A 23,930-nucleotide genomic window follows, 5' to 3' on the forward strand; every position below is an offset into this window, starting at 1 on the left:
GGAAATCTAACCTAAAAACCGCTTTAATGAATACTTAAAACTTAAAAGCATCATACCCAGCAATTTCCCCCCCGGGAAATACCTAATAACTAAAGTTATAAAATATAAAATACGATACTTAGCTGAAGCGGGTTTGTATACCAACACCTCGGTGGCTAACCTCAGCGCCAAAATTGGATCTACCTCCAACTTACGAAAAGCCTCTCCAGCGAGATAGCGCGCTTTAGCCTGAGGGAGAAGCTCCAGCAACTCAGTACGATTGGGGTACTTTTCCTTGAAAATATCTAGTGCATATAGTGACTCGGAAAGTAGCGAGTATGCCAGTTGGCTTGCACCAGCTTGATGCTTGCGATAGCGAGCAAGCACTAAGTCAAGCTTATGTAGCTCCCCGCTCATAGAAATCTCAAGAAAAAACAACCAGTCGCTTACTGTCTTCAATCTACTGTCGTAGCCCCCGGTAGGGATGGCACTTTTCCGAACCATAATGGAACAACCGCCAGGGATCCCTCCTTTTAGTAAAAGGTCAGTGGTAGAATAAACATCCTCACGGTAGCTCTTATTAGTTACAAAAAAAGTCTGATTAGAGTCAGAGTCGAATATCTCAACAGGGTGATAGCACAAGACACACTTGGGAGTGCTATCCATTAGCTCTACCTGCCTAGAAAGCTTTCCTTGCAACATTATGTCGTCTCCTGCAAAAAGAGCTACATAGTCGCCCACACAATGACTCAAAGCCAAATTACAATTAGCAGTAATACCAATATTGGTAGAATTATATATCGCAGTTATCTTATCCGGATATTTCTCTTGATATACTCTAACTATATCGGCCGTTCCATCAGTAGAAGCATCATCACTGACAACGATCTGAAAATCTTGAAAATCCTGTAGCAGAATAGAATCGAGAGCCTGTGAAATAAATTTTTCCGCATTGTAAGCAGGCATCATTACGCTAACTTTTGTCATTACGCTCTCCGCACAAAAACAAATACGACAATGGCAGTAAAAATTAGATAAAGCAGATAGTTCACTAAAAAGGCGTACATAGCACCAATCAACCCATACTGAGCGGTCATAAACACAACAAGCCCATAGTACATAAAACTAAAAAATAACTCTGAGCATATGAAAGTTTTTGTCATGGCCTTTGCCAGCATCATATATGAGAAGATAAATGAAGCTATCTTCAAAACATCACCAATTAACTGCGGAGCATATAAGCCATTAGCAAATTCAAAATCTTCCGAAAACAATATTGCCGTAACAATATTACGGCACAGATATATCGAAAGTGCCAAAAGAGACACTAGAGGCATCAAATAAATATACGCAGACTTCACTTCAGCAAGTAAATCAGATCGCTGCTTAAGCGACGACAACTTTGGAAGATAGTAGACACTTATTGCCATGGTAATAAAGAGCAAATATGCTTCTGACACTTTACTTACAGCCTGCCAATAACCGACATACTCCCAGGTAAAATTGTTAGCCAAGTAATTCCTTACTGCTATCTGCACCAGAGGAGCCAACAATGCAGAAGTCAAAGTCATTAAAGAGAAACGCGCCAGCCGATAAAAATCATCTTTTCTTAGCAACCAGCCAATGTATAACCACGAAAAATAACCACTTCTCTTATATACAAAAAAACTAATTATTACCAAAGATGCTTGCGCAAGCAAGAACGCTAACAATATACCCTGCAGCTTATAAAAATAGCCAAGAAGCAACGGCAACAGAACACCAACGGCAGCTCCGCATATGTGAATAAATGCTAGACGCTTGACGTCCATCATTCCATTCACAATTGATATGATCAGATTGTGAAGAGCAACTAATATCTGAGCAAATGCCAATACAATTATAAGCCATTGAAAATCAAAACTACCAAACAGCCACCCTGATATAAGCTCGCTTAGAAGCAGAACCAGTAAAAACATAAAAATAGAAGCAATTAGCGTAAAAGTAAAAGCTGATTGAAGTAAATTCTTTACCTTATAATTATCAACTTTATACTCAGCCAAATACTTTACGACGCCAGGCCCAATCCCCCCCCCTGCAAAAACTACCAATAGGGCGGTGAGACTCATAAACTGCCCAAGCTGTGCAACACCTTCAGGACCAGCCTGGATTGCAACTAATTTCATTACAATGAAGCCAGAGAGTAAACGGGCTCCAGTCGCAATCGCAGTAAGAATACTTGTTTTAAATATATTCAAGTAAGAACCAACTATTCCAATAGCATAAAGGGAGACTCAGCTCCCAACCGCTAAAACTATGAAAATGAGTTCAATGCATTTATTACAGCTTCAACTTCACCATTATCCATAACAGGGCTAATGGGCAAGCTAATTACTTCTTTGTGTATCTTTTCTGTAACAGGAAGCACAAAGTTATTGTATGTTTTATAGGCCTTCTGCTGATGAGGCGGCACAGGATAGTGAATTAAAGTTTGAATCCCTTGCTCTAGCAAAAACCTCTGAAGTTCATCACGCCTGTGGCTTCGAAGAACAAACAAGTGCCACACATGGGAGTCCTCTAAATGAATTTTCGGCAATTGCACACTTAGGCAATTAATTTTTTCACGATAAATTTTAGCAACTTTTCGCCTGGCCGATATTTCTGCATCCAAATGAGCCAATTTTACTTTAAGCATTGCCGCTTGAATTTCATCTAGGCGACTGTTGACACCCTGATATTGGTTCTCATACTTACGATAACTGCCATAATTGCCCAAAGCCCGTAGTAAACCAGCAAGCTCAACATCGGAAGTGGTAACTGCACCGGCATCACCTAAAGCCCCAAGATTTTTACCCGGGTAAAAACTGAAGCCCGCTGCGTGCCCCCAGGCACCGGCCTTACGACCACCAATGCTCGCTCCGTGTGCCTGAGCCGCATCTTCAAGTACCAACAAACCGTATTCATCGGCCAATGCCATGATCCCTGGCATATCCGCCAGTTGTCCATATAAGTGAACTGCGATAATTGCCTTGGTATTCTTGCTTAAAGCAGCTTGCACTCCTACAGCGGAAAGATTAAATGTAACCGGATCTGGCTCAACTAATACCGGTTTCAGGCGGTTCTCCGTGATCGCTAATATACTTGCGATGTAGGTATTGGCGGGAACAATAACTTCGTCCCCTTCACGCAGTCGTCCCATCTCCTTCCAGGCACGCAGTGTCAAGGTTAATGCGTCAAGACCATTTGCGACACCAACACAGTGGTTAACTCCGCAGTAACTGGCAAACTCGTGCTCGAACGAGGCAAGCTCTTCTCCGCCAATAAACCATCCAGAATCGATAACGCGTGCGCAGGCCTCACGCAGTTCTGATGCATAGACTGCATTAAGCTTTTTTAAATCAAGAAAGTTAATCAATTTATGATGATCTCGTAAAAATCCAGAACCAAACCGCGAGCGCCAAAACTTTCCTTTTGACTTATCAGACCAGAATTTAATACTTGCCCATTGCTCTCCGTAGATATACCAAAGCTAAAGTATTTCTCACCTCGGGCCTCGCTTTCTTGTATACAGGACTCAATAAGCAAATCAAGAGCCCCCATTTCCTTTCCTTCAATACTTGTTGCTAAATACTGCGTATGGGTAACTTGCCCAAACCGAAACAATAGAGCGCCTGCGAGCAACTTCCCTTCATGACTAATAGTTTTCAGCTCAATATTATCTGGAAAGCGAGAGTGCAAAAGACGAAGTTCATCAGCCGAATGTACCGGTACAGCATTATGCCGCTGCAATACTGAGCTCAACAGCGCATGAAACTGATGCCAATTTTCAGTAGTGCGGGACTCAAGGCCAAATTTCTTTGACCTTGCGATCAGCCATTTTCTGCCTTTTGATAATTTAGGTCTATTATCTAGGTGAATCACACTAGATAAGTCGCGACGCACTATCACAGCCCCTAGACGCGTAAGCGCATATAAATCTTCTTGCATTCCTTGCCTAGCAAAAATATACGGCAAGGATTTATATATTATTTTTTCACATCCTTGTTTACGGGCATAATTTCTAAGCTCATCAAATACTTCCAACACAGTATTCGCACGTGCTTTCGGGCTAAACAGCATACCACCAAAAGTTAAGCCACCATGACTTACCCACACATTTTTAATCTTAGAAGCAGGAAAAACCGCTACGAGCAATTCATCTTGATAAAACATCAACGACGAGTCTTCATGGCGATCCGCATGATACTCCATGAAGTCGCGTTTGAATAAGAATAGAGGCGCCCGCGCAGACTCGACCCACTTATCCCAGTCTCTACGAGACTCAGCGCTATAAGCTACACATCTCATTCCGGTAGTAACTCTGCCACGCCAAACCCCTCGACACCCATATTATTCCCGTTATAAAAACAAAATGTTCGATCGCCAACAACAACCAGCCGTGGGTAGCAAAGGTGCTGGCTATCAAACCCTTCACGCCCAAGAGTTAGCCCTAACATCGCGTCTTTTCGCTCCCAGTTGACGCCATCAGATGAATAAGCAACCCCGGGAAAGTAGTCCTCTCCACTAACCGTTCCCTTGGTATAAAACATCATATAACCACTAGGAGTTCGATAAACGGAGGGACGACCAATACGATATTCTTCTCCACGCACATCAACACACAAAATACCTTTCTGAGGAAAGCTCACCCCATCGGAGGACTCGCTGTACCATATGTTATACTTAGGGTAAGGTTTTCCTCCAATATTCACCCAGTCATCTCCGACTGCATACCAGATTTTCCAAACATCATTTTCAAAAATCGCAGTATGTACAGCTCGAATCATATTGCCTTCAATAGACCGATCCAGTACAGGCGCCTCACTAACTCTATGAAAGGTATTTCCCCCATCTGAACTTTCAGCAAGACCAGTAAATGCTAGAAATTTTGCCTTTTTTACCAACTGAAAGCCAACATAGTACATACGAAAACCATTCTTGACTCGTACTACGTCGCCCAATATGACACCATTATCATCAAAGCAGCCGTCTCGCCCTCGATCTAGCACCGGTGATTTTGAGACCTCAATAATTCGAGTAGGATCGCTGGAGTCTACATCAACATAACCTATACGGCTCACGCCCTCATCATCACGAAATCCCGCATATACGCGTATGACTTGGCTATTTAATAAAATCGGCGTGGGTGTAAGAGCCGAGCTTCGACGCCAAGGTACAGAGCCATCCTGATTGAAGACTAATCCTAATTTTCTCCAGTTCATAGCTTCCTCTAAAATTTTACCTGCAGAGCACTTTTTTTCGGTAACTCCTGAGCAGGGGAACCATAATATATTCGCTCAGGCACCCGTAGATCCTTATTAACCAAAGTACCTGAAGCAATAACACAATCATTGGCAATGTTAATGCGATCATTTATGGTAGCATTTACACCGATGAAAGATGAACTACCGATCCGACAATAGCCAGATACCACAACGTGCGAACTTAAAAAGCAGTTATCCTCAATAATACTACGATGCCCTATATGGTTACCACTCCAAAGAACCACATTATTACCAACCTCCACAAAAGGTTGAATAGTATTGTTTTCGAATATAAAACAGTTATCCCCAATCTTTGAATTATGCCAAACAAATGCACGCGAACTTATATATGTTGCACAGACGTATCCTTTAGTTTTAGCTTCACTATATAGGCGAGTCCTCAACCGATTCAACTGAGAAGCTGGAACAGCTACAAATACTTCAGTTTCACTTGGAGGATAGTGTTCTTGGATGCTCTCAAAAGGAACGATAGGCTTATCGTACAGAGAGGAGTCCTTTATAAATTCATTCTCTACGGAAAATGCGACGACCTCATATTCAGAGTCATGCGTAAAATACTCATATGCGATCATGGCAAACTCGCCAGCCCCAACAATTATCAGTTTTTTATTTTTCTGCATCATTGATCTCCTTGATAAACTGATCATAACTACGAATATAATCGGATTCGTCATAATTTTTGCTGGCCAAAACAAGCAACACACAATCATCACTAAAATCGTGCATCTCTCGCCAAATCATGCTTTCTATAAGCAAAGCTTTTTCCGGAGAATCAAGCCAAAATTCTTCCCTACTGCGCCCATCATCAAGAACAATTCGGCATTTACCTGACACGCATACTGCTAACTGCTGTAGACATCTGTGAGCATGAAAGCCACGTGCGACTTCGGACTTGGTATCATATATATAGTATGCCCTCCTTATATCGAACGGCACTGCGCCACCGCGCTCAACTGCTACCAGACGGCCACGATCGTCACCAATTGAACGAAGCGAAATGACTTTGCTAGCCTCTTTCAGTAGAGGATATGGACTTTTCTTTTGTGCACTTAAGAAAGCTGCACCACTGTCCTTCTCATTGACTATTGGTCTTTCAACAAACGGCCAATCAATAGCTATATTGGGATCATCCCATTTAATGCTACGTTCAAAATTCTTATTGTAAAAATTTGTAGTTTTATAAGAAAAATGCGTATTCTCTTGCAAGGCTAGAAAACCATGTGCGAAGCCTTCTGGAATCCATAGCATCCGTAAGTTACTTGCACTCAACTCAACCCCCACCCACTGACCAAAAGTAGGTGACCCTTGGCGAATATCTACAGCCACATCAAACGCAGCTCCTTGAGTCACACGCACTAACTTTCCTTGGGCATGCGGAGGTACCTGGTAGTGCAATCCACGTAATACATTCTTCTTAGAGCATGAATAATTGTCCTGAACAAAAGGGCGAGGTATTGGAAGTCCCAACTTTATCAGCCCAGCATGAAAACTCTGTTCATTGAAACTCTCCAAAAACCAGCCGCGCTCGTCCTCAAAAACGTTAGGCTCAATTATTACCACATCAGGAATGCGTGCAGGAGTAAGCTTCATACAATCTACCATTAAAAAAGGGCACAGAAGCGCCGAATTATTTATCTAGCCAGGCTGGAGGAAAAAATTAAGAATCTATCCATTTTCAATACACATTAGGGACCAGCAAAATTTAGCCACAACTTTAACTAATGCCTTCCAATATAAGATTCTGACACAACCACTATCACTTAGTTAGCCAGCCAAGGATATTTTTATAAAAAAACACCCCGAGCGGAAACTACTTATAAACTCAAAAATAAATAAAATATTTTTTAAATACGAATCTGAACAGGAAATTATATTCATGTTCACTTGAGAAATAGCAGTCTATGACTGATTAAACTGAAAGCACACAGTTAGTCCTTTAACATTTAAGCAGTTATAAAAAATTTCAACGGGTTGCGTTATACCAAAGTCGGCAGCACTGGCCTCCGGCATGAGAAACTAGTGTAACAAACAGCTCACTCGATGGAGAAGCACCTAAATGAATAAGATGTATTACTCATCGTTCACTCGGTCCCGCAGCTCCTTGCCAGGCTTGAAATGAGGCACAAACTTTCCATCTAAGCGAACCGACTCTCCAGTCTTCGGATTTCGCCCTGTGCGCGGCGCACGGAAATGCAGGGAAAAACTGCCGAACCCCCTTATCTCAATGCGATCACCAGTGGCTAGAGCCTGGGACATCTGCTCTAGCATAGTTTTGATAGCGAGTTCCACATCCTTAGAGGAAAGCTGCCCCTGATGGGTGACGATACGTTCGATCAACTCCGACTTGGTCATGGTTTTTCCCTTCTATATCAAGCGGCTAGATCAGCACCGAATGGTTTTAGCACGCAACCTGCTCTTTGACCAGCCTTGCAGGGACAGACAAAAGTAACCCAACAAAAAAGGCGGCCTAGGCCGCCTTTTTTGCTGGGGAAATCAGGACTTAACCCTGGCTCTCCATCTGTGCACGAATCAGATCACCAATGGTGGTCGGACCGGTGCTTTCGGATTCCTGCTTACGCAGTTCCTTCATTGCGTCTTTCTCGTCGTCCACGTCCTTCGACTTGATGGACAGGCTGATGACGCGGCTCTTACGGTCGATGCTGATGATCTTGGCTTCGACTTCTTCGCCTTCCTTCAGCACGTTGCGAGCATCTTCAACGCGATCGCGGCTGATTTCGGAGGCTTTCAGGATGCCTTCGATATCGTTGCCAAGGGAAATCACAGCGCCTTTGGCGTCAACTTCCTTGACGGTGCCACGCACGATGCTGCCCTTCTCGTTCAGGGATGCGTAGTTGGAGAACGGATCGTCTTCCAGCTGCTTGATGCCCAGAGAGATGCGCTCGCGCTCCGGATCAACGGAGAGAATAACGGTTTCCAGCTCGTCGCCCTTCTTGAAGCGGCGTACGGCTTCTTCGCCCACTTCGTTCCAGGAGATGTCGGAGAGGTGAACCAGGCCGTCGATACCACCCTCCAGACCGATGAAGATACCGAAATCGGTAATCGACTTGATGGTGCCGGAAATCTTGTCGCCCTTGTTGAAGCGACTGGAGAAGTCTTCCCACGGGTTGGATTTGCACTGCTTGATACCCAGGGAGATACGACGACGCTCTTCGTCGATATCCAGGACCTGAACTTCCACTTCGTCGCCGACCTGAACGACCTTGGACGGGTGGATGTTCTTGTTGGTCCAATCCATCTCGGACACGTGCACCAGGCCTTCCACGCCCTCTTCCAGCTCGGCAAAGCAGCCGTAGTCGGTCAGGTTGGTGACGCGAGCCATGACACGGGTGCCTTCCGGGTAACGAGCCTTGATGGCAACCCACGGATCTTCGCCCAGTTGCTTCAGCCCCAGGGAAACGCGATTGCGCTCGCGGTCGAACTTCAGGACCTTGACGTCGATCTCGTCACCAACGTTGACGATCTCGGACGGATGCTTGATGCGCTTCCACGCCATGTCGGTGATGTGCAGCAGGCCATCTACGCCGCCCAGATCAACGAACGCACCGTAGTCGGTGAGGTTCTTGACGATACCCTTGACTTGCTGGCCTTCCTGCAGGGATTCCAGCAGCGCTTCGCGCTCGGCGCTGTTCTCGGCTTCGAGGACGCTACGACGAGAAACGACAACGTTGTTGCGCTTCTGATCCAGCTTGATGACCTTGAACTCGAGCTCTTTGCCTTCCAGGTGAGTGGTATCACGCACCGGACGCACGTCGACCAGGGAACCCGGCAGGAATGCACGGATGCCATTGACGTCGACAGTGAAGCCACCTTTGACCTTGCCGTTGATAACGCCCTTGACTACTTCTTCGGCAGCGAAAGCCGCTTCCAGAACAATCCAAGACTCGGCGCGCTTGGCTTTCTCGCGAGACAGCTTGGTTTCGCCGAAGCCGTCTTCCACAGCATCAAGCGCAACGTGCACTTCGTCACCGACCTTGATGGTCAGCTCGCCCTGCTCGTTGTAGAACTGCTCGACCGGGATGACACCCTCGGACTTCAGGCCGGCATGGACGGTGACCCAGTCACCATCGATGTCGACCACGATGCCGGTGATGATCGCACCGGGCTGCATGTCGAGGGATTTCAGGCTTTCTTCAAAAAGTTCTGCAAAGCTTTCGCTCATGTTGATTCCTGTTGATCAAGGGCGAGGATTCGCCCAAAGCCACACTCCAGACAATGTGGGTTTGTTCATATAAAAAGAGTCTTGCGGGGCTTTAGACTGGTCTTCCCGCATGCCTCTCTGGGTTACCCGGCGAGATCGCGAATTGCGACCTCACTGAGAATACGTTCCAGCACCTGCTCGATCGAGAGATCGGTGGAATCCAGCAGGATCGCATCGGGCGCCGGCTTAAGCGGAGCCACCGCACGCTGCGTATCACGCTCGTCACGTGCGATTATCTCGTCAAGTAGACTCGGCAGATTAACATCCTCGCCTTTGCCCTTCAACTGGAGATAACGGCGTCGCGCCCGCTCCTCGGCGCTTGCAGTCAGGAATATCTTGAGTGGCGCGTCGGGAAATACGACGGTTCCCATATCACGCCCGTCCGCAACAAGGCCGGGGGACTCACTGAACGCACGCTGGCGTTCCAGCAGCGCATCGCGAACCGCCGGCAAGGCAGCCACCTGGGAAGCGCCCGCCCCTACCACCTCGGTTCGAATCACATTGGACACATCCTCGCCTTCGAGCACGATGCGCTCACTGCCATCCGCTGCGGAAAGAAACTGCACGTCCAGATGAGCCGCCAGAACCGTCAGCGCTTCCTCATTGGTGAGGTCGACACCGTGGTTGCGCGCGGCAAATGCTAAGAGGCGGTAGAGCGCGCCCGAATCGAGCAGGTTCCAGCCCAGGCGCCTGGCCAGCAAGCCACACAGGGTGCCTTTGCCGGATCCTCCTGGTCCGTCGACGGTTATGACAGGTACGCCACTCATCACTTGCCCTCTTCCGCTACGCGGATTCCGACCTGCGAAGACAACCCCAGGAAGTTCGGGAAGGAGGTCGCCACGTTCGCACAGTCATGGATTCGGATCGGAGCCCTGGCGCGGAGCGACGCCACCGTGAAGGACATGGCGATCCGGTGGTCGCCATGCGCCCAGACTTCACCACCGCCCATCGGGCCACCCTCGATGACGATGCCGTCGGGAGTCGGCTCCGCTTTCACGCCCAGGGTCTGCAGGCCATCGGCCATGACCTGGATACGGTCGGACTCCTTGACCCGCAACTCTTCCGCACCACGTAGCACGGTACGTCCCTCTGCGCAGGCAGCTGCGACGAAGAGCACCGGGAACTCATCGATGGCCAAGGGCACCAGGTCTTCGGGAATATCAATGCCCTTGAGCTTGGCAGCCCGAACGCGGATGTCGGCAACCGGTTCTCCACCTACCACACGCTGGTTCTCCAGAGTGATGTCGCCGCCCATCAACTTGAGGATATCGATCACTCCGGTACGGGTCGGGTTGATACCGACATGCTCGAGCAGCAGCTCGGAACCTTCGGCGATGCTCGCCGCCACTAGGAAGAAGGCAGCCGAGGAAATGTCGGCAGGCACCTCGATCTTGCAAGCCGTGAGCTTGTGACCGCTCTCGACGCTCGCGGTATTGCCCTCCACCCTCACCGGGTAGCCAAAGCCCTGGAGCATGCGTTCGGTGTGATCACGGGTAGGAGCCGGCTCGGTAACCGCGGTCTCCCCGGCGGCATACAGGCCGGCAAGCAGCAGGCAGGACTTCACCTGGGCGCTGGCCATGGGCATGTCGTAGCTCATCCCGGTCAGGCGCTGGCCACCGCGGATGGTCAGCGGCGGGCGCCCCTCAGGGCCGGTTTCGATCACCGCCCCCATTTCGCGGAGCGGCTTGGCCACGCGATTCATCGGGCGCTTGGAGAGAGAGGCATCACCGGTCAGGGTGGTGTCGAACGGCTGGGCCGCCAGCAGACCGCTGAGCAGACGCATGGAAGTGCCGGAGTTACCCAGGTAGAGAGGACCCGGCGGCGGTTTGAGACCATGGAGGCCAACACCATGGATGGTCACACGACCATGATGAGGGCCTTCGATGACGACGCCCATGTCACGGAAGGTCTGCAGCGTCGCCAGGGCGTCCTCACCTTCGAGGAAGCCTTCCACCTCGGTGGTTCCTTCGGCCAGGGAGCCGAGCATGATCGACCGATGGGAGATGGATTTGTCGCCAGGAACGCGAATACGGCCGGAAATTTGGCCACCGGGCTGGGCAAGGTAGATCAGATCGTTATTGTGCATGGCGTCCACATAGGCCCTGCGGGCCAGGATTTTGCTGAAATGCTCGCGGGCGAAGCGGGCGCGGGTGAACACGCCCAGCAACTCATGCCCATCCCCAGCGTCGACCGCAGCGCGCAGCGCGTCGAGGTCGGCGCGAAATACGTCCAGGATCCGCAGCACGGCCTCGCGATTAGCGAGGAAGATGTCGTGCCACATCACCGGGTCACTGCCGGCGATCCGCGTGAAATCACGGAAGCCACCAGCGGCGTAACGGAAAATTTCCAGGTTCTCGCTGCGCTTGCCGAGCGAGTCGACCAGGCCAAACGCCAGCAGGTGCGGCAGATGGCTGGTCGCAGCGAGCACCTCGTCGTGGTGCTCGACATCCATGTGCTCGACATCGGCGCCCAAGGCCCGCCAAAGCTGGTCGACCTGCTCCAGGGCTGCCGGGTCGGTATTCTCTGCCGGCGTGAGGATCACCTTGTGACGACGGAACAAACCCGAATTGGCCGCTTCCACCCCGCTCTTCTCCGAACCCGCGATGGGGTGACCGGGGACGAAACGCGCCGGCATCTGGCCGAACGCCAAGCGTGCAGCGCGCACCACATTGCCCTTGGCACTTCCCACATCGGTCAGCACGGCCTTTCCAAGGTCAAGCGCGGCCAATTGCCCAAGCAGCTTCTCCATGGCCAGTATCGGCACCGCCAGCTGGATCACCTCAGCCCCGCGACAGGCGGCATCCAGATCGCTCTCGCAGCGATCCACCACCCCCGTCTCGACGGCGATGCGGCAGGACTCCGGATCCTTGTCCACGCCCACCACCTCGGCGAACACACCCTTCTCGCGCAAACCCTTGGCGAAAGACCCGCCAATGAGACCGAGCCCGATCACCACCAGGCGCCCGAAGATAGGACCACCCCGTTGCAGGGTCATGACATCAGGCACGGGCGAGCACCTTGGCCAGCGCCTCCAGGCAACGGGCGTTTTCCGCCGGCAGGCCGATGGAGACACGCAAGAAGGTGGGCATGCCATAGCCACCCACCGGACGAAGGATCACACCCTCGCGCAGCAAGGCGGCATTGACGGGGGCAGCGTCACGACCGAAGTCGACTGCGATGAAGTTGCCCTTGGAAGGAATCCACGTCAGACCCAGGGCGCGGAACCCCTCTTCCAACTGAAGCATCCCGGCATCGTTGATGCGGCGGCTTTCAGCAAGGTAATCAGCATCGTCCAGCGCTGCGCAGGCCGCTGCCAGGGCCAGGCTGTTGACGTTGAAGGGCTGACGCACGCGGTTCAGCACATCGGCCACCTGGGCACTGGAAAGACCGTAGCCGACCCGCAGGGACGCCAGGCCATAGGCCTTGGAGAACGTCCGCGAGACCAGCAGGTTCGGGTAGCGCGCCAGGTAATCGAGGCCATCGGGCAACTCGTCACCCTCGGCATACTCGATGTAGGCCTCGTCCAACACCACCAGAACGTTTTCCGGCACCTGGGCGAGGAAGCTCTCCAGGGCAGCAGGGCCGAACCAGGTACCGGTGGGGTTGTTGGGGTTAGCGATGAAGACGACGCGGGTATTGGCGTCGATGGCCGCCAGCATGGCCGGCAGGTCATGACCAAAATCCCGGGCCGGAACCACCTTGCCGACAGCACCCACGGCCTGGGTGGCGATGGGATAGACGGCAAAAGCGTACTCGCTGAACACCGCATTCAAGCCAGGCGCCAGGTAGGCCCGGGCCACGAGATCGAGAATGTCGTTGGAGCCATTGCCGAGGGTCACCTGGGCCTGCGTGACGCCGCAGCGTTCGGCCAGGCGGCGCTTCAGCTCGAAGCCGTTGCCATCGGGGTAGCGGGTCAGCTCGGCCAGCTCGGCACGAATGGCCTCGAGAGCCTTGGGGCTCGGGCCGAGCGGATTCTCGTTACTGGCCAGCTTGACGATGCCGGACGGGTCGAGGTCGAGCTCGCGGGCCAACTCATCCACCGGCTTGCCGGGCACATAGGGTGAAAGTTTCTGCACGCCCGGCTGGGCAAGGGCAAGGAAGTCACAGGACATAGCTGCACGCCTCAAGCTTTGGACCACAAGCCGGAAGCCACGCGCCGGTTCTGTTCAGCAAGAGGCTTGCGGCCTGTGACCGTCGATTCAGAGAACCGCTTTGGGATAGGAACCGAGCACCTTCAGTGCCACGGCCTCCTGGTTGATCTTCTCCAGCACGTCCTTGATCAGCGGATCGCGGTGGTGGCCCACGAAGTCGATGAAGAAAACGTAGGTCCACTTGCCACTGCGGGACGGGCGGGTCTCGATGCGGGTCAGGTCGATGCCGTTGTTGTGGAACGGCACCAGCAGCTCGTGGAGCGCCCCCGGCTTGTTGCGCATGGAGACGATGACCGAGGTCTTGTCGTCGCCGGTGGGCGGCACTTCCTGGCTGCCGATGATGAGGAAACGCGTGGAATTGTCCGGGCGGTCCTCGATCTTCTCGCACAGCTTGGTCAGGCCGTAGAGACTGGCCGCCATGTCGCCGGCGATGGCGGCGGAGTTCCACTCGCTCTTCACCCGTTTGGCCGCATCGGCATTGCTCGAAACCGCCACGCGCTCGACGTTTGGGTAGTGAGCATCGAGCCACTTGCGGCACTGCGCCAGGGACTGGGCGTGGGAGTAGATGCGGGTGATGTTGTCGGTCTTGGTGTTCTCCCCCACCAGCAGGTGATGGTGGATGCGCAGTTCAACTTCACCGCAGATCACCATGTCGTGCTCAAGGAAGCTGTCCAGGGTGTGGTTGACCGCACCCTCGGTGGAGTTCTCCACCGGCACGACACCGAAGTTGACTGCACCTGCAGCCACCTCGCGGAACACCTCGTCGATGGCGGCCATCGGCGAGCTGATCACCGCATGGCCGAAATGCTTGAGGGCAGCCGCCTGGGTGAAGGTGCCTTCCGGCCCCAGGTACGCCACCTTGAGGGGCTGCTCCAGGGCCAGGCAGGAGGACATGATCTCGCGGAACAGCCGCGCCATTTCCTCGTTGTCCAGCGGACCCTGGTTGCGCTCCATGATGTGCTTGAGCACCCAGGCCTCGCGCTCGGGACGGTAGAAGACCGGCTTCTCGCCCTCCGGCAGGGACGCCATCTTCACCCGCGCCACATCCTGGGCGCAGCGGGCGCGCTCGCTGATCAGCTCGAGGATCTTCTCGTCAAGGCTGTCGATGCGCAGACGCAGGGCCTTCAGTTCCTGGTCGGACATCACGCGCGCTCCTTCTCGAACTCCGCCATGTAGGCCACCAGGGCCTCGACCGCATCCAGGCCCACGGCGTTGTAGATGGAGGCACGCATGCCGCCTACGGAGCGATGACCCTTGAGGTTGAGCAGGCCACGGGCGTCAGCGCCGGCGAGAAAGTCCTTGTCCAGGCGCTCGTCAGCCAGGCGGAACGGTACGTTCATCCAGGAGCGGGCATTGTGCGCGATGGGGTTGGTGTAGAAGTCGCTCTTGTCGATGTAACCATAGAGCAGGTCCTTCTTGGCCTTGTTGCGTGCCTCCATGGCCTCGACGCCGCCCTGCTCCTTCAGCCACTCGAACACCAGGCCCGAGAGGTACCAGGAGAAGGTCGCCGGCGTGTTGTACATGGAGCCGTTATCGGCCGCGATCTTGTAGTTGAGCATGGTCGGGCAGGACGAACGGGCACGGCCCAGCAGGTCCTCGCGCACGATCACCACCACCAGGCCGCTGGGACCGATGTTCTTCTGCGCGCCGGCATAGATCAGACCGAAACGGGAAACGTCCAGCGGGCGGGAAAGAATGTCGGACGACATGTCCACCACCAGCGGTACGTCGCCAACCTCTGGGATCCAGTCGAACTGCAGGCCGCCGATGGTTTCGTTGGAGGCGTAGTGCAGGTAAGCCGCATCCTTGGACAGCTGCCACTCGTTCTGGCCAGGAATGGCGAAATAGTCGTAGCCCTTGGCGCTGGCGGCGACGTTGACGCGACCGAAGCGGCTGGCCTCTTCAATGCTCTTCTTCGACCAGATGCCGGTCTCGACGTAGTCGGCCACGCCGTTCTCGGGCAGCAGGTTCAGCGGGATCTCGGCGAACTGCTGGCTGGCGCCGCCCTGGAGGAACAGCACCTTGTAATTGGAGGGAATGGACAGGAGGTCGCGAAGATCCTGCTCGGCCTTCTCGGCAATGGCCACGTAGTCATCGCTGCGATGGCTCATCTCCATCACGGACAGGCCCTTGCCCTGCCAATCGAGGAGTTCGGCCTGGGCACGTTGCAGTACAGCGTCCGGAAGCGCGGCGGGGCCGGCGCAGAAGTTATAGGCTCGCTTGCTCACATCCATTCTCACTGGGTAGCGCGAGGGCACTGGCGCCCTCGCAGGTTTTTCTTCTACCGAACGGACGGGCCGGCGAAGGCCCGCCCTTGCCACACTTACTCGTCAGCGGCCTGCTCGGCGTCGCCCTCGACGCCATCAACCGCGGCCACAGCCTCTTCATCGTGGCCTTCGATCACGTCGTCCTCGCCATCGTCGGAAGGCTCCTGGACACGTTCGAGCCCGACCAGCGTCTCATCCTTGGCGAGCTTGATCAGGGTCACGCCCTGGGTGTTACGCCCGGAGCTGGAGACTTCGTCGACGCGGGTACGTACCAGGGTGCCCTGGTCGGAGATCAGCATGATTTCCTCGCCGTCCTGCACCTGGATGGCGCCGACCAGCTTGCCGTTGCGCTCGTTGGAAACCATGGCAATGACGCCCTGGCCACCGCGCCCACGGCGGGGGAACTCACCCAGGCGAGTGCGCTTGCCGTATCCGCGTTCGGAGGCGGTCAGGATCTGCGCATTGGCTTCCGGGATCAGCATGGAGATCAGGCGCTGGCCTTCCGGCAGGCGCATGCCGCGCACGCCACGGGCATTGCGGCCCATGATGCGTACGAGTTTTTCCTTGAAGCGGATGACCTTGCCGCCATCGGAGAACAGCATGACTTCCTTGGCGCCGTCGGTAATGGCCGCCGCGATCAGGGTGTCACCCTCTTCCAGCTTCAGCGCGATCAGACCGGCACTGCGCGGACGGCTGAATTGCACCAGCGGGGTCTTCTTCACGGTGCCGAAGGCGGTGGCCATGAAGATGTAGGCGCCGGTGGGCTCGTCGTTGGCCAGCTCGGTCTCGCCATCGTCAGCGCCTTCGCTGGCGGCTTCCGGCTCGACCACTTCGCCCTCGATCACCACACCATCGGCTTCGTCCAGATCCTCGTCGCTGCCGCTCTGCTGCAGCGCTTCCAGGTCGATCTGGAGCATCGCGGTGATGCGCTCGCCTTCATCCAGCGGCAGCAGATTCACCAGCGGGCGACCACGCGCGGTACGGGACGCCTCGGGAATCTCGAAGGTGCGCAGCCAGTAGACCTTGCCCTTGCTGGAGAACAGCAGCAGGGTCGCATGGCTGTTGGCGACCAGCAGGTGCTCGATGTAGTCCTCGTCCTTCACGCCCGTGGCGGACTTGCCCTTGCCACCACGGCGCTGGGCCTGGTAGACGGCCAGCGGCTGGGACTTGGCGTAGCCACCATGGGAAATGGTGACGACGCGCTCTTCCTCGGTGATCAGGTCAGCAATGGTCAGGTCGACCTGGGAGGCAACGATCTGAGTGCGACGGGCATCGCCGAACTCGGCCTTCACCTTCTCCAGCTCTTCGCGGATGACTCCCATCAGGCGCTCGGGGTTGGTGAGGATGCGGATCAGCTCGCCGATCAGGTTGAGGATTTCCTGGTACTCGGACAGGAGCTTCTCGTGCTCCAGGCCGGTCAGGCGGTGCAGGCGCAGTTCGAGAATGGCCTGGGCCTGCTCGGGGGACAGGTAGTACTTGCCATCGCGCAGGCCGTATTGCGGCTCCAGGTCCTCGGGGCGGCAGGCATCGGCACCGGCACGCTCGACCATGGCTTCCACGGCACTGGATTCCCAGGCGGTGGCGATCAGGCGTTCCTTGGCTTCGGCCGGGGTCGGCGAGGCCTTGATCAGCTCGATCACCGGGTCGATGTTGGACAGCGCAACGGCCTGGCCTTCGAGGATGTGCCCACGTTCACGCGCCTTGCGCAGCTCGTAGACGGTACGGCGGGTCACCACTTCACGGCGGTGACGGATGAAGACCTCGAGCATGTCCTTGAGGTTCATCGTGCGCGGCTGGCCATCCACCAGCGCCACGGCGTTAATGCCGAAGACGCTCTGCATCTGGGTCTGGGCGTAGAGGTTGTTCAGCACCACCTCGCCCACTTCGCCACGACGCAGCTCGATCACCACGCGCATGCCGTCCTTGTCGGACTCGTCACGCAGCTCGGTGATGCCCTCGATCTTCTTCTCCTTGACCAGCTCGGCGATCTTCTCGATCAGACGCGCCTTGTTCAGCTGGTAAGGCAGCTCGGTGACGACGATCTGCTGGCGACCGCCGCCCTTCTCCATGTCCTCGATCTCGGCGCGGGCACGGATGTAGATACGGCCACGACCGGTGCGGTAGGCCTCGATGATCCCGGCACGGCCGTTGATGATGCCGGCGGTGGGGAAGTCGGGGCCCGGGATGTACTTCATCAGGTCATCGACGGAGAGCTCCGGGTTCTCCATCAGCGCCAGGCAGCCGTCGATGACCTCGCCCAGGTTGTGGGGCGGGATGTTGGTCGCCATGCCCACGGCGATACCGCTGGAACCGTTGACCAGCAGGTTCGGGATCTTGGTGGGCATGACCGCCGGGATCTGCTCGGTACCGTCGTAGTTGGGCACCCAGTCCACGGTTTCCTTGTCCAGGTCGGCCAGCAGCTCGTGGGCCAGCTTGGCCATGCGCACTTCGGTGTAACGCATGGCGGCCGCGTTATCGCCGTCCACCGAACCGAAGTTGCCCTGGCCGTCCACCAGCATGTAGCGCAGGGAGAAAGGCTGGGCCATGCGCACGATGGTGTCGTACACGGCGGTATCACCGTGGGGGTGGTACTTACCGATCACGTCGCCGACCACACGGGCCGACTTCTTGTAGGGCTTGTTCCAGTCGTTGCCCAGCTCGCTCATGGCAAAGAGGACGCGACGGTGGACCGGCTTCAACCCGTCACGCGCGTCCGGCAGGGCGCGACCGACGATCACGCTCATCGCGTAATCGAGGTAGGACTGTTTCAGCTCGTCTTCGATATTGACCGGGAGGATTTCTTTGGCCAGTTCACCCATGAGAAGCCTGATTCCTTTTTCTGATGAAACCCCGCGCCATCCATCCTGGACGAGGCGGGATCCGCCGCCCGGCCAGCACCAGGACGACACGAAAAATCAAAGAGTTACGCCGGGGTCGCGTGGATGCAGCCGCCCCGGCGAAGGGAAGCGCTAGAACTGGCGGAGATTACCACAATCCCCACCCGGCAGGCAGCCCCGCCAGGTGTGGGCAAAACGCCTCAGTGCAGGCGCTTGCGGCACATCAGCTGGGCCATTTTCTCGGCATCGGGACGCTCGACGATACCGCGCTCGGTCACGATGACATCGATCAGGTCGGCCGGCGTCACGTCGAATACCGGATTGACGGCCTCGACATCCGCCGCGATGCGCACCCCGCCCACCTCCAGCAGCTCGCTACCGGCACGCTCCTCGATCGGGATGTCCTCGCCGCTCTCCAGTCCCATGTCGATGGTGGAGCTGGGCGCCACCACCATGAAACGCACGCCGTGGTGCATTGCACACACAGCCAGCTGGTAGGTGCCGATCTTGTTGGCCACATCACCATTGGCCGTGATGCGATCCGCCCCGACGATCACCCAGGTGATGCCACCCACCTTCATCAGGTGCGCGGCCGCAGAATCGGCATTCAGGCGCACCGGCACGCCCTCATTCACCAGCTCCCAGGCCGTCAGACGGGCGCCCTGCAACCAGGGACGGGTCTCGTCGGCATAGACCCGCTCCACCAGCCCTTCCAGATGAGCCGCACGAATCACCCCCAGGGCCGTACCGAAACCACCGGTCGCCAGAGCACCAGCATTGCAGTGGGTGAGAAGGGCCTGGGGCGCGCCCTGGTGACGCCGGATCACCTCCATGCCCAATTGCGCCATGGTCAGGTTGGCCTCGCGATCACTCTCATGGATCGCCACGGCCTCGGCCTCCAGCACCACCAGCGGATCCTCCGCATCCTTCAGGCGCTCGAGGCGATCACGCATGCGGTTCAGTGCCCAGAACAGATTGACCGCCGTAGGGCGGGAGCCCGCCAGAAGCGCAAAGTCCTCCTCCAGCGCCTGGCGCCAGTCACCACCGGCCGCCAACCGCTGACGCGCACCCAGCACCACGCCGTAGGCCGCACTGATGCCAATGGCCGGCGCACCGCGCACCACCATGTCACGAATGGCCTGGGCCACACCCGCGGCGGAGTCGTAGGACAGCCAGGTTTCCTCGCGCGGCAGGAGCCGTTGATCGATCAGCCGCAGGACGCCGTCCCGCCACTCGATGGCCGTGACCTTCTCGGCTGCCAACAGTCGCTCACGCATGCCACACCTCACCCCAGTCAACTTCGCGAAAAACCGCGGATTATAGCGATGCAGGGGCGGTCTGGCTTGGCTATTCGGGTATACTCCCACGATATTTTCCGCGCCCAGGACGCGCCACCATGCCCCACGCCCGCCTCCCCCTCGACCTGCTCCTGCTGCCCACCTGGATCGTCCCGGTGGAGCCCGCCGGCGTCGTGCTTTCTCACCACGCCCTCGGGGTGCGCGACGGCCGCATCGCCCTGATCGCCAAGCGCGAGGAAGCCCTGGCCCATCCGGCCCGCGAGGTCATCGAGCTGCCCGGCATGCTGCTGGCTCCCGGCCTGGTGAATGCCCACGGCCACGCCGCCATGTCGCTGTTCCGCGGCATCGCCGACGACCTGCCGCTGATGACCTGGCTGGAGAAGCACATCTGGCCGGCCGAGGCCCGCTGGGTCGACGAGGACTTCGTCCGCGACGGCACCGAGCTGGCCATCGCCGAGCAGATCAAGGGCGGCATCACCTGCTTCTCCGACATGTACTTCTTCCCCTCGGTGGCCAGCGAAGCCATGCACGGCGCCGGCATCAAGGCGCAGATCACCATCCCGGTGCTGGACTTCCCCATCCCCGGCGCCCACGACGCCAACGAAGCCGTGCGCCGTGGCCTGGAGCTGTTCAGCGACCTCAAGCACCACCCCCGCCTGAAGGTCGCCTTCGGCCCCCACGCCCCCTACACCGTCAGCGACGACAAGCTGGAGAACATCCGGGTGCTGGCCGAGGAACTGGATGCCGGCATCCACATGCACGTGCAGGAAACCGCCTTCGAGGTGCAGCAGAGCCTCGAGCAGCGCGGCGAGCGCCCCATGGCCCGCCTGGCCCGCCTCGGCCTGCTCGGCCCGCGCTTCCAGGCCGTGCACATGACCCAGATCAGCGATGACGACCTGGCCCTGCTGGTAGAAAGCAACACAAGCGTCATCCACTGCCCCGAATCCAACCTCAAGCTGGCCAGCGGTTTCTGCCCGGTGGAGCGGCTCTGGCTCGCGGGCGTCAACGTCGCCATCGGCACCGACGGCGCCGCCAGCAACAACGACCTCGACCTCCTGGGGGAAACCCGCACCGCCGCCCTGCTCGCCAAGGCCGTCGCCGGCTCCGCCACCGCCCTGGACGCCCACCGCGCCCTGCGCATGGCCACCCTCAACGGCGCCCGCGCGCTGGGCATGGAAGCGGACACAGGCTCCCTGGAACTGGGCAAGGCCGCCGACATGATCGCCGTCGACCTCAGCGGGCTGGCCCAGCAGCCGGTCTACGACCCGGTATCGCAACTTATCTATGCCACCGGGCGCGATCGCGTCCGGTACCTGTGGGTGGACGGCAAGCCGCTGCTGGAAGACGGCCGCCTCACACGCCAGGACGAAGACCGCCTGATCGCCACCGCCCGCCAATGGGGCCAGCGCATCGCCGGTCACTGAATTACGTTTGATAAAGGTGTTCACCATGAGCAACGTCGATCACGCCGAAATCGCCAAGTTCGAGGCCCTCGCCCACCGCTGGTGGGACCGCGAAAGCGAGTTCAAGCCCCTGCACGACATCAACCCCCTGCGGATCAACTGGATCGACGAGCGCGTCCAGCTCGCCGGCAAGCGCGTGCTGGACGTCGGCTGCGGCGGCGGCATCCTCAGCGAAGCCATGGCCCAGCGTGGCGCCACCGTCACCGGCATCGACATGGGCGAAGCGCCCCTGGCGGTGGCCCAGCTGCACCAGCTGGAATCCGGCGTCCCGGTGGAATACCGCCGTATCACCGCCGAGGAGCTGGCAGCCGAGATGCCCGGCCAGTTCGACGTCGTCACCTGCCTGGAGATGCTCGAGCACGTGCCGGACCCGGCTTCGGTGATCCGCGCCTGCCACACCCTGGTCAAGCCGGGCGGCCAGGTGTTCTTCTCCACCATCAACCGCAACCCCAAGGCGTACCTGTTCGCCATTGTCGGCGCGGAATACATCATGAAGCTGCTGCCGCGCGGCACCCATGACTTCAAGAAGTTCATCCGCCCGTCCGAGCTGGGCGCCTGGAGCCGTGCCGCCGGCCTGGCCGTGAAGGACATCATCGGCCTGACCTACAACCCGCTCACCAAGCACTACAAGCTGGCCAACGACGTCGACGTCAACTACATGGTCCAGACCCTGCGCGAGGAGTGACGACCATGCGACTGCGAGCGGTTCTCTTCGACATGGACGGCACCCTCCTCGACTCGGCGCCGGACTTCATCGCCATCTGCCAGGCCATGCGCACCGAGCGCGGCCTGCCGCCACAGGACGAGAAATCGATCCGTGACGTGGTCTCCGGCGGCGCCCGCGCCATGGTTGCCGCCACCTTCGAGATGGACCCCGAAGCCCCCGGCTTCGAAGCCCTTCGCCTGGAGTTCCTCGAGCGCTACCAGCAACACTGCGCCGTGCTCACCCGTCCGTTCGACGGCATCGAGCCCCTGCTGGCCGATATCGAGGCCGCCAAGCTCATCTGGGGCGTGGTGACCAACAAGCCGGTGCGCTTCGCCGAACCGATCATGCAGCAGCTTGGCCTGGCCCAGCGCTCGGCCGTGCTCATCTGCCCGGACCACGTCACCAACAGCAAGCCCGACCCGGAGATGCTCCACCTCGCCTGCAGCCAGCTGGGGCTGGAGCCAGCCAGCGTGCTGTTCATCGGCGACGACTTGCGTGACATCGAATCCGGTCGCGCCGCCGGGACGCGCACCGCCGCCGTGACCTACGGCTACATCCACCCCGACGACAACCCCCATCACTGGGGAGCCGACGTGGTGGTCGACCATCCGCTCGAGCTGCGCGCCGTTCTCGACCGCGCGCTCTGCAGCTGCTGACCGGCGGGGGCCTGCCACGCAGCGCCCCCATGTACCGCCTACCCATTGCCTGAAGCGAGCCTCCACAGCACTTCGAAGGAGTTCCCGATGTTCCAGTATTCCGCCCGCCCCGACCTGCTGAAGGACCGCGTCATCCTCGTGACCGGCGCCGGACGCGGCATCGGAGCCGCCGCCGCCAAGACCTTCGCCGCCCATGGCGCCACCGTCCTGCTGCTGGGCAAGACCGAATCCCACCTCAACGAGGTGTATGACGCCATCGAAGCCGCCGGCCACCCGCAGCCGGGCGTCATCCCGTTCAACCTGGAGACCGCCCAGCCGCACCAGTTCGACGAACTGGCCGCCCTGGTGGAGCGTGAATTCGGCCGCCTCGACGGGCTGCTGCACAACGCCTCCATCCTCGGCCCGCGTACACCCATCGAGCAACTGTCCGGCGAGAACTTCATGCGCGTCATGCAGGTGAACGTCAACGCCATGTTCATGCTCACCAGCACCCTCCTGCCCGTGCTCAAGCTATCCAGCGACGCCTCGGTGGTCTTCACCTCCAGCAGCGTGGGGCGCAAGGGTCGCGCCTACTGGGGCGCCTACGCCGTCTCCAAGTTCGCCACCGAGGGCCTGATGCAGGTCCTGGCCGACGAGCTGGACGGCATCGCCAACGTTCGCGCCAACAGCGTCAACCCGGGCGCCACCCGCACCAGCATGCGCGCCCTCGCCTACCCCGGCGAGAACCCCGCCAAGAACCCGGAACCCGAGGCCATCATGCCGGTCTACCTCTACCTCATGGGGGCGGACAGCACCGGCATCAACGGCCAGGCATTCGACGCACAGTAAGACCTTCCGGCGGCGGCCGCCCGGCCGCTGCCATCGCCCTGCCATTAAACCGGCGCGCCCCTCCGCAACAGGCATCAAATTGCCATCTCGCCCGTCAGACAACCGGCAACGCCTTGCCACCCCGCCGCCCCGGAAACGCATAAGCGACTGATAGAAAAGGGGTTTACCGGGGAATGTGAAACCTGGCACGGAAATAGCCTTAGGTCGGATGTCGTCGCTCGAA

Annotated in this window: 20 protein-coding genes and 1 pseudogene; 4 read left to right on the forward strand and 17 right to left on the reverse strand. The window is 57.1% G+C overall.

Annotated features, from left to right (window positions below; genetic code table 11):
* Positions 1-6 precede the first annotated feature (6 nt).
* From PotMrB4_RS19335 to mtnA, 17 genes and pseudogenes are all read right to left on the reverse strand, one after another.
* Positions 7-966: a glycosyltransferase gene (locus tag PotMrB4_RS19335; protein WP_172434235.1), complete on the reverse strand. Its 960-nt coding sequence runs from the start codon at positions 964-966 to the stop codon at positions 7-9.
* Positions 966-2,216 (reverse strand): O-antigen translocase, encoded by a 1,251-nt coding sequence (locus PotMrB4_RS19340; protein ID WP_172434236.1) that lies wholly within the window; start codon positions 2,214-2,216, stop codon positions 966-968. Before PotMrB4_RS19340 ends, PotMrB4_RS19335 begins: the two co-directional genes overlap by 1 nt.
* Before the next feature lie 56 nt (positions 2,217-2,272).
* Positions 2,273-3,373 carry a DegT/DnrJ/EryC1/StrS family aminotransferase gene (locus tag PotMrB4_RS19345; protein WP_172434237.1) on the reverse strand — a complete coding sequence of 367 codons (1,101 nt, stop codon included), beginning with the start codon at positions 3,371-3,373 and terminating at the stop codon, positions 2,273-2,275.
* The gene (locus PotMrB4_RS19350) at positions 3,370-4,209 is read right to left on the reverse strand and encodes a GNAT family N-acetyltransferase (RefSeq protein WP_232060741.1); all 840 of its coding nucleotides are present in this window, start codon (positions 4,207-4,209) and stop codon (positions 3,370-3,372) included. The genes PotMrB4_RS19345 and PotMrB4_RS19350 overlap by 4 nt, the downstream gene beginning before the upstream one ends.
* A gap of 92 nt (positions 4,210-4,301) precedes the next feature.
* Positions 4,302-5,219 (reverse strand): hypothetical protein, encoded by a 918-nt coding sequence (locus PotMrB4_RS19355; protein ID WP_172434239.1) that lies wholly within the window; start codon positions 5,217-5,219, stop codon positions 4,302-4,304.
* Between the two features lie 8 nt (positions 5,220-5,227).
* Positions 5,228-5,902, reverse strand: a complete 675-nt coding sequence (locus tag PotMrB4_RS19360; protein ID WP_172434240.1) for an acetyltransferase — start codon at positions 5,900-5,902, stop codon at positions 5,228-5,230.
* A complete protein-coding gene (locus tag PotMrB4_RS28305) occupies positions 5,889-6,302 on the reverse strand; it encodes a sugar 3,4-ketoisomerase (RefSeq protein ID WP_172435124.1) in 414 nt (137 codons plus the stop codon). Before PotMrB4_RS28305 ends, PotMrB4_RS19360 begins: the two co-directional genes overlap by 14 nt.
* Positions 6,303-6,311: 9 nt before the next feature.
* Positions 6,312-6,872, reverse strand: a pseudogene (gene rfbC / locus PotMrB4_RS28310) (dTDP-4-dehydrorhamnose 3,5-epimerase); the annotation flags it as partial.
* A 480-nt stretch (positions 6,873-7,352) separates the two neighbouring features.
* On the reverse strand, positions 7,353-7,634 hold the full coding sequence (gene ihfB, locus PotMrB4_RS19375; RefSeq protein WP_172434241.1) for an integration host factor subunit beta: 282 nt from the start codon (positions 7,632-7,634) through the stop codon (positions 7,353-7,355).
* A 148-nt stretch (positions 7,635-7,782) separates the two neighbouring features.
* Positions 7,783-9,462 (reverse strand): 30S ribosomal protein S1, encoded by a 1,680-nt coding sequence (rpsA, locus tag PotMrB4_RS19380; protein WP_074970331.1) that lies wholly within the window; start codon positions 9,460-9,462, stop codon positions 7,783-7,785.
* 122 nt (positions 9,463-9,584) lie between these two features.
* Complete coding sequence (cmk, locus tag PotMrB4_RS19385) at positions 9,585-10,268, reverse strand: (d)CMP kinase (RefSeq protein WP_172434242.1); 684 nt, start codon at positions 10,266-10,268, stop codon at positions 9,585-9,587.
* Positions 10,268-12,496 (reverse strand): bifunctional prephenate dehydrogenase/3-phosphoshikimate 1-carboxyvinyltransferase, encoded by a 2,229-nt coding sequence (locus PotMrB4_RS19390; RefSeq protein ID WP_172435125.1) that lies wholly within the window; start codon positions 12,494-12,496, stop codon positions 10,268-10,270. Before PotMrB4_RS19390 ends, cmk begins: the two co-directional genes overlap by 1 nt.
* 4 nt (positions 12,497-12,500) lie before the next feature.
* A complete protein-coding gene (gene hisC, locus PotMrB4_RS19395; RefSeq protein ID WP_172434243.1) occupies positions 12,501-13,613 on the reverse strand; it encodes a histidinol-phosphate transaminase in 1,113 nt (370 codons plus the stop codon).
* 87 nt (positions 13,614-13,700) lie between these two features.
* Complete coding sequence (gene pheA / locus PotMrB4_RS19400) at positions 13,701-14,795, reverse strand: prephenate dehydratase (protein ID WP_044408729.1); 1,095 nt, start codon at positions 14,793-14,795, stop codon at positions 13,701-13,703.
* Positions 14,795-15,880 carry a 3-phosphoserine/phosphohydroxythreonine transaminase gene (serC, locus tag PotMrB4_RS19405; RefSeq protein WP_172434244.1) on the reverse strand — a complete coding sequence of 362 codons (1,086 nt, stop codon included), beginning with the start codon at positions 15,878-15,880 and terminating at the stop codon, positions 14,795-14,797. The genes pheA and serC overlap by 1 nt, the downstream gene beginning before the upstream one ends.
* 95 nt (positions 15,881-15,975) lie before the next feature.
* Positions 15,976-18,738 carry a DNA gyrase subunit A gene (gyrA, locus tag PotMrB4_RS19410; RefSeq protein WP_172434245.1) on the reverse strand — a complete coding sequence of 921 codons (2,763 nt, stop codon included), beginning with the start codon at positions 18,736-18,738 and terminating at the stop codon, positions 15,976-15,978.
* 218 nt (positions 18,739-18,956) lie between these two features.
* On the reverse strand, positions 18,957-20,033 hold the full coding sequence (mtnA, locus tag PotMrB4_RS19415) for an S-methyl-5-thioribose-1-phosphate isomerase (protein WP_172434246.1): 1,077 nt from the start codon (positions 20,031-20,033) through the stop codon (positions 18,957-18,959).
* 119 nt (positions 20,034-20,152) lie between these two features.
* Between mtnA and PotMrB4_RS19420 the strand changes: the two genes are divergently transcribed.
* The 4 genes from PotMrB4_RS19420 (at position 20,153) to PotMrB4_RS19435 (ending at position 23,707) form a co-directional block, all read left to right on the forward strand.
* A complete protein-coding gene (locus tag PotMrB4_RS19420; RefSeq protein WP_172434247.1) occupies positions 20,153-21,478 on the forward strand; it encodes a TRZ/ATZ family hydrolase in 1,326 nt (441 codons plus the stop codon).
* A gap of 25 nt (positions 21,479-21,503) precedes the next feature.
* The gene (ubiG, locus tag PotMrB4_RS19425) at positions 21,504-22,202 is read left to right on the forward strand and encodes a bifunctional 2-polyprenyl-6-hydroxyphenol methylase/3-demethylubiquinol 3-O-methyltransferase UbiG (protein ID WP_172434248.1); all 699 of its coding nucleotides are present in this window, start codon (positions 21,504-21,506) and stop codon (positions 22,200-22,202) included.
* 5 nt (positions 22,203-22,207) lie between these two features.
* Positions 22,208-22,879, forward strand: coding sequence for an N-acetylmuramic acid 6-phosphate phosphatase MupP (mupP, locus tag PotMrB4_RS19430; protein WP_074970315.1), 672 nt, complete (start codon positions 22,208-22,210; stop codon positions 22,877-22,879).
* An 87-nt stretch (positions 22,880-22,966) separates the two neighbouring features.
* The gene (locus tag PotMrB4_RS19435) at positions 22,967-23,707 is read left to right on the forward strand and encodes a YciK family oxidoreductase (protein WP_044408745.1); all 741 of its coding nucleotides are present in this window, start codon (positions 22,967-22,969) and stop codon (positions 23,705-23,707) included.
* Positions 23,708-23,930: the final 223 nt, after the last annotated feature.

Source organism: Metapseudomonas otitidis (assembly GCF_011397855.1).
Classification (GTDB): Bacteria; Pseudomonadota; Gammaproteobacteria; order Pseudomonadales; family Pseudomonadaceae; genus Metapseudomonas; species Metapseudomonas otitidis.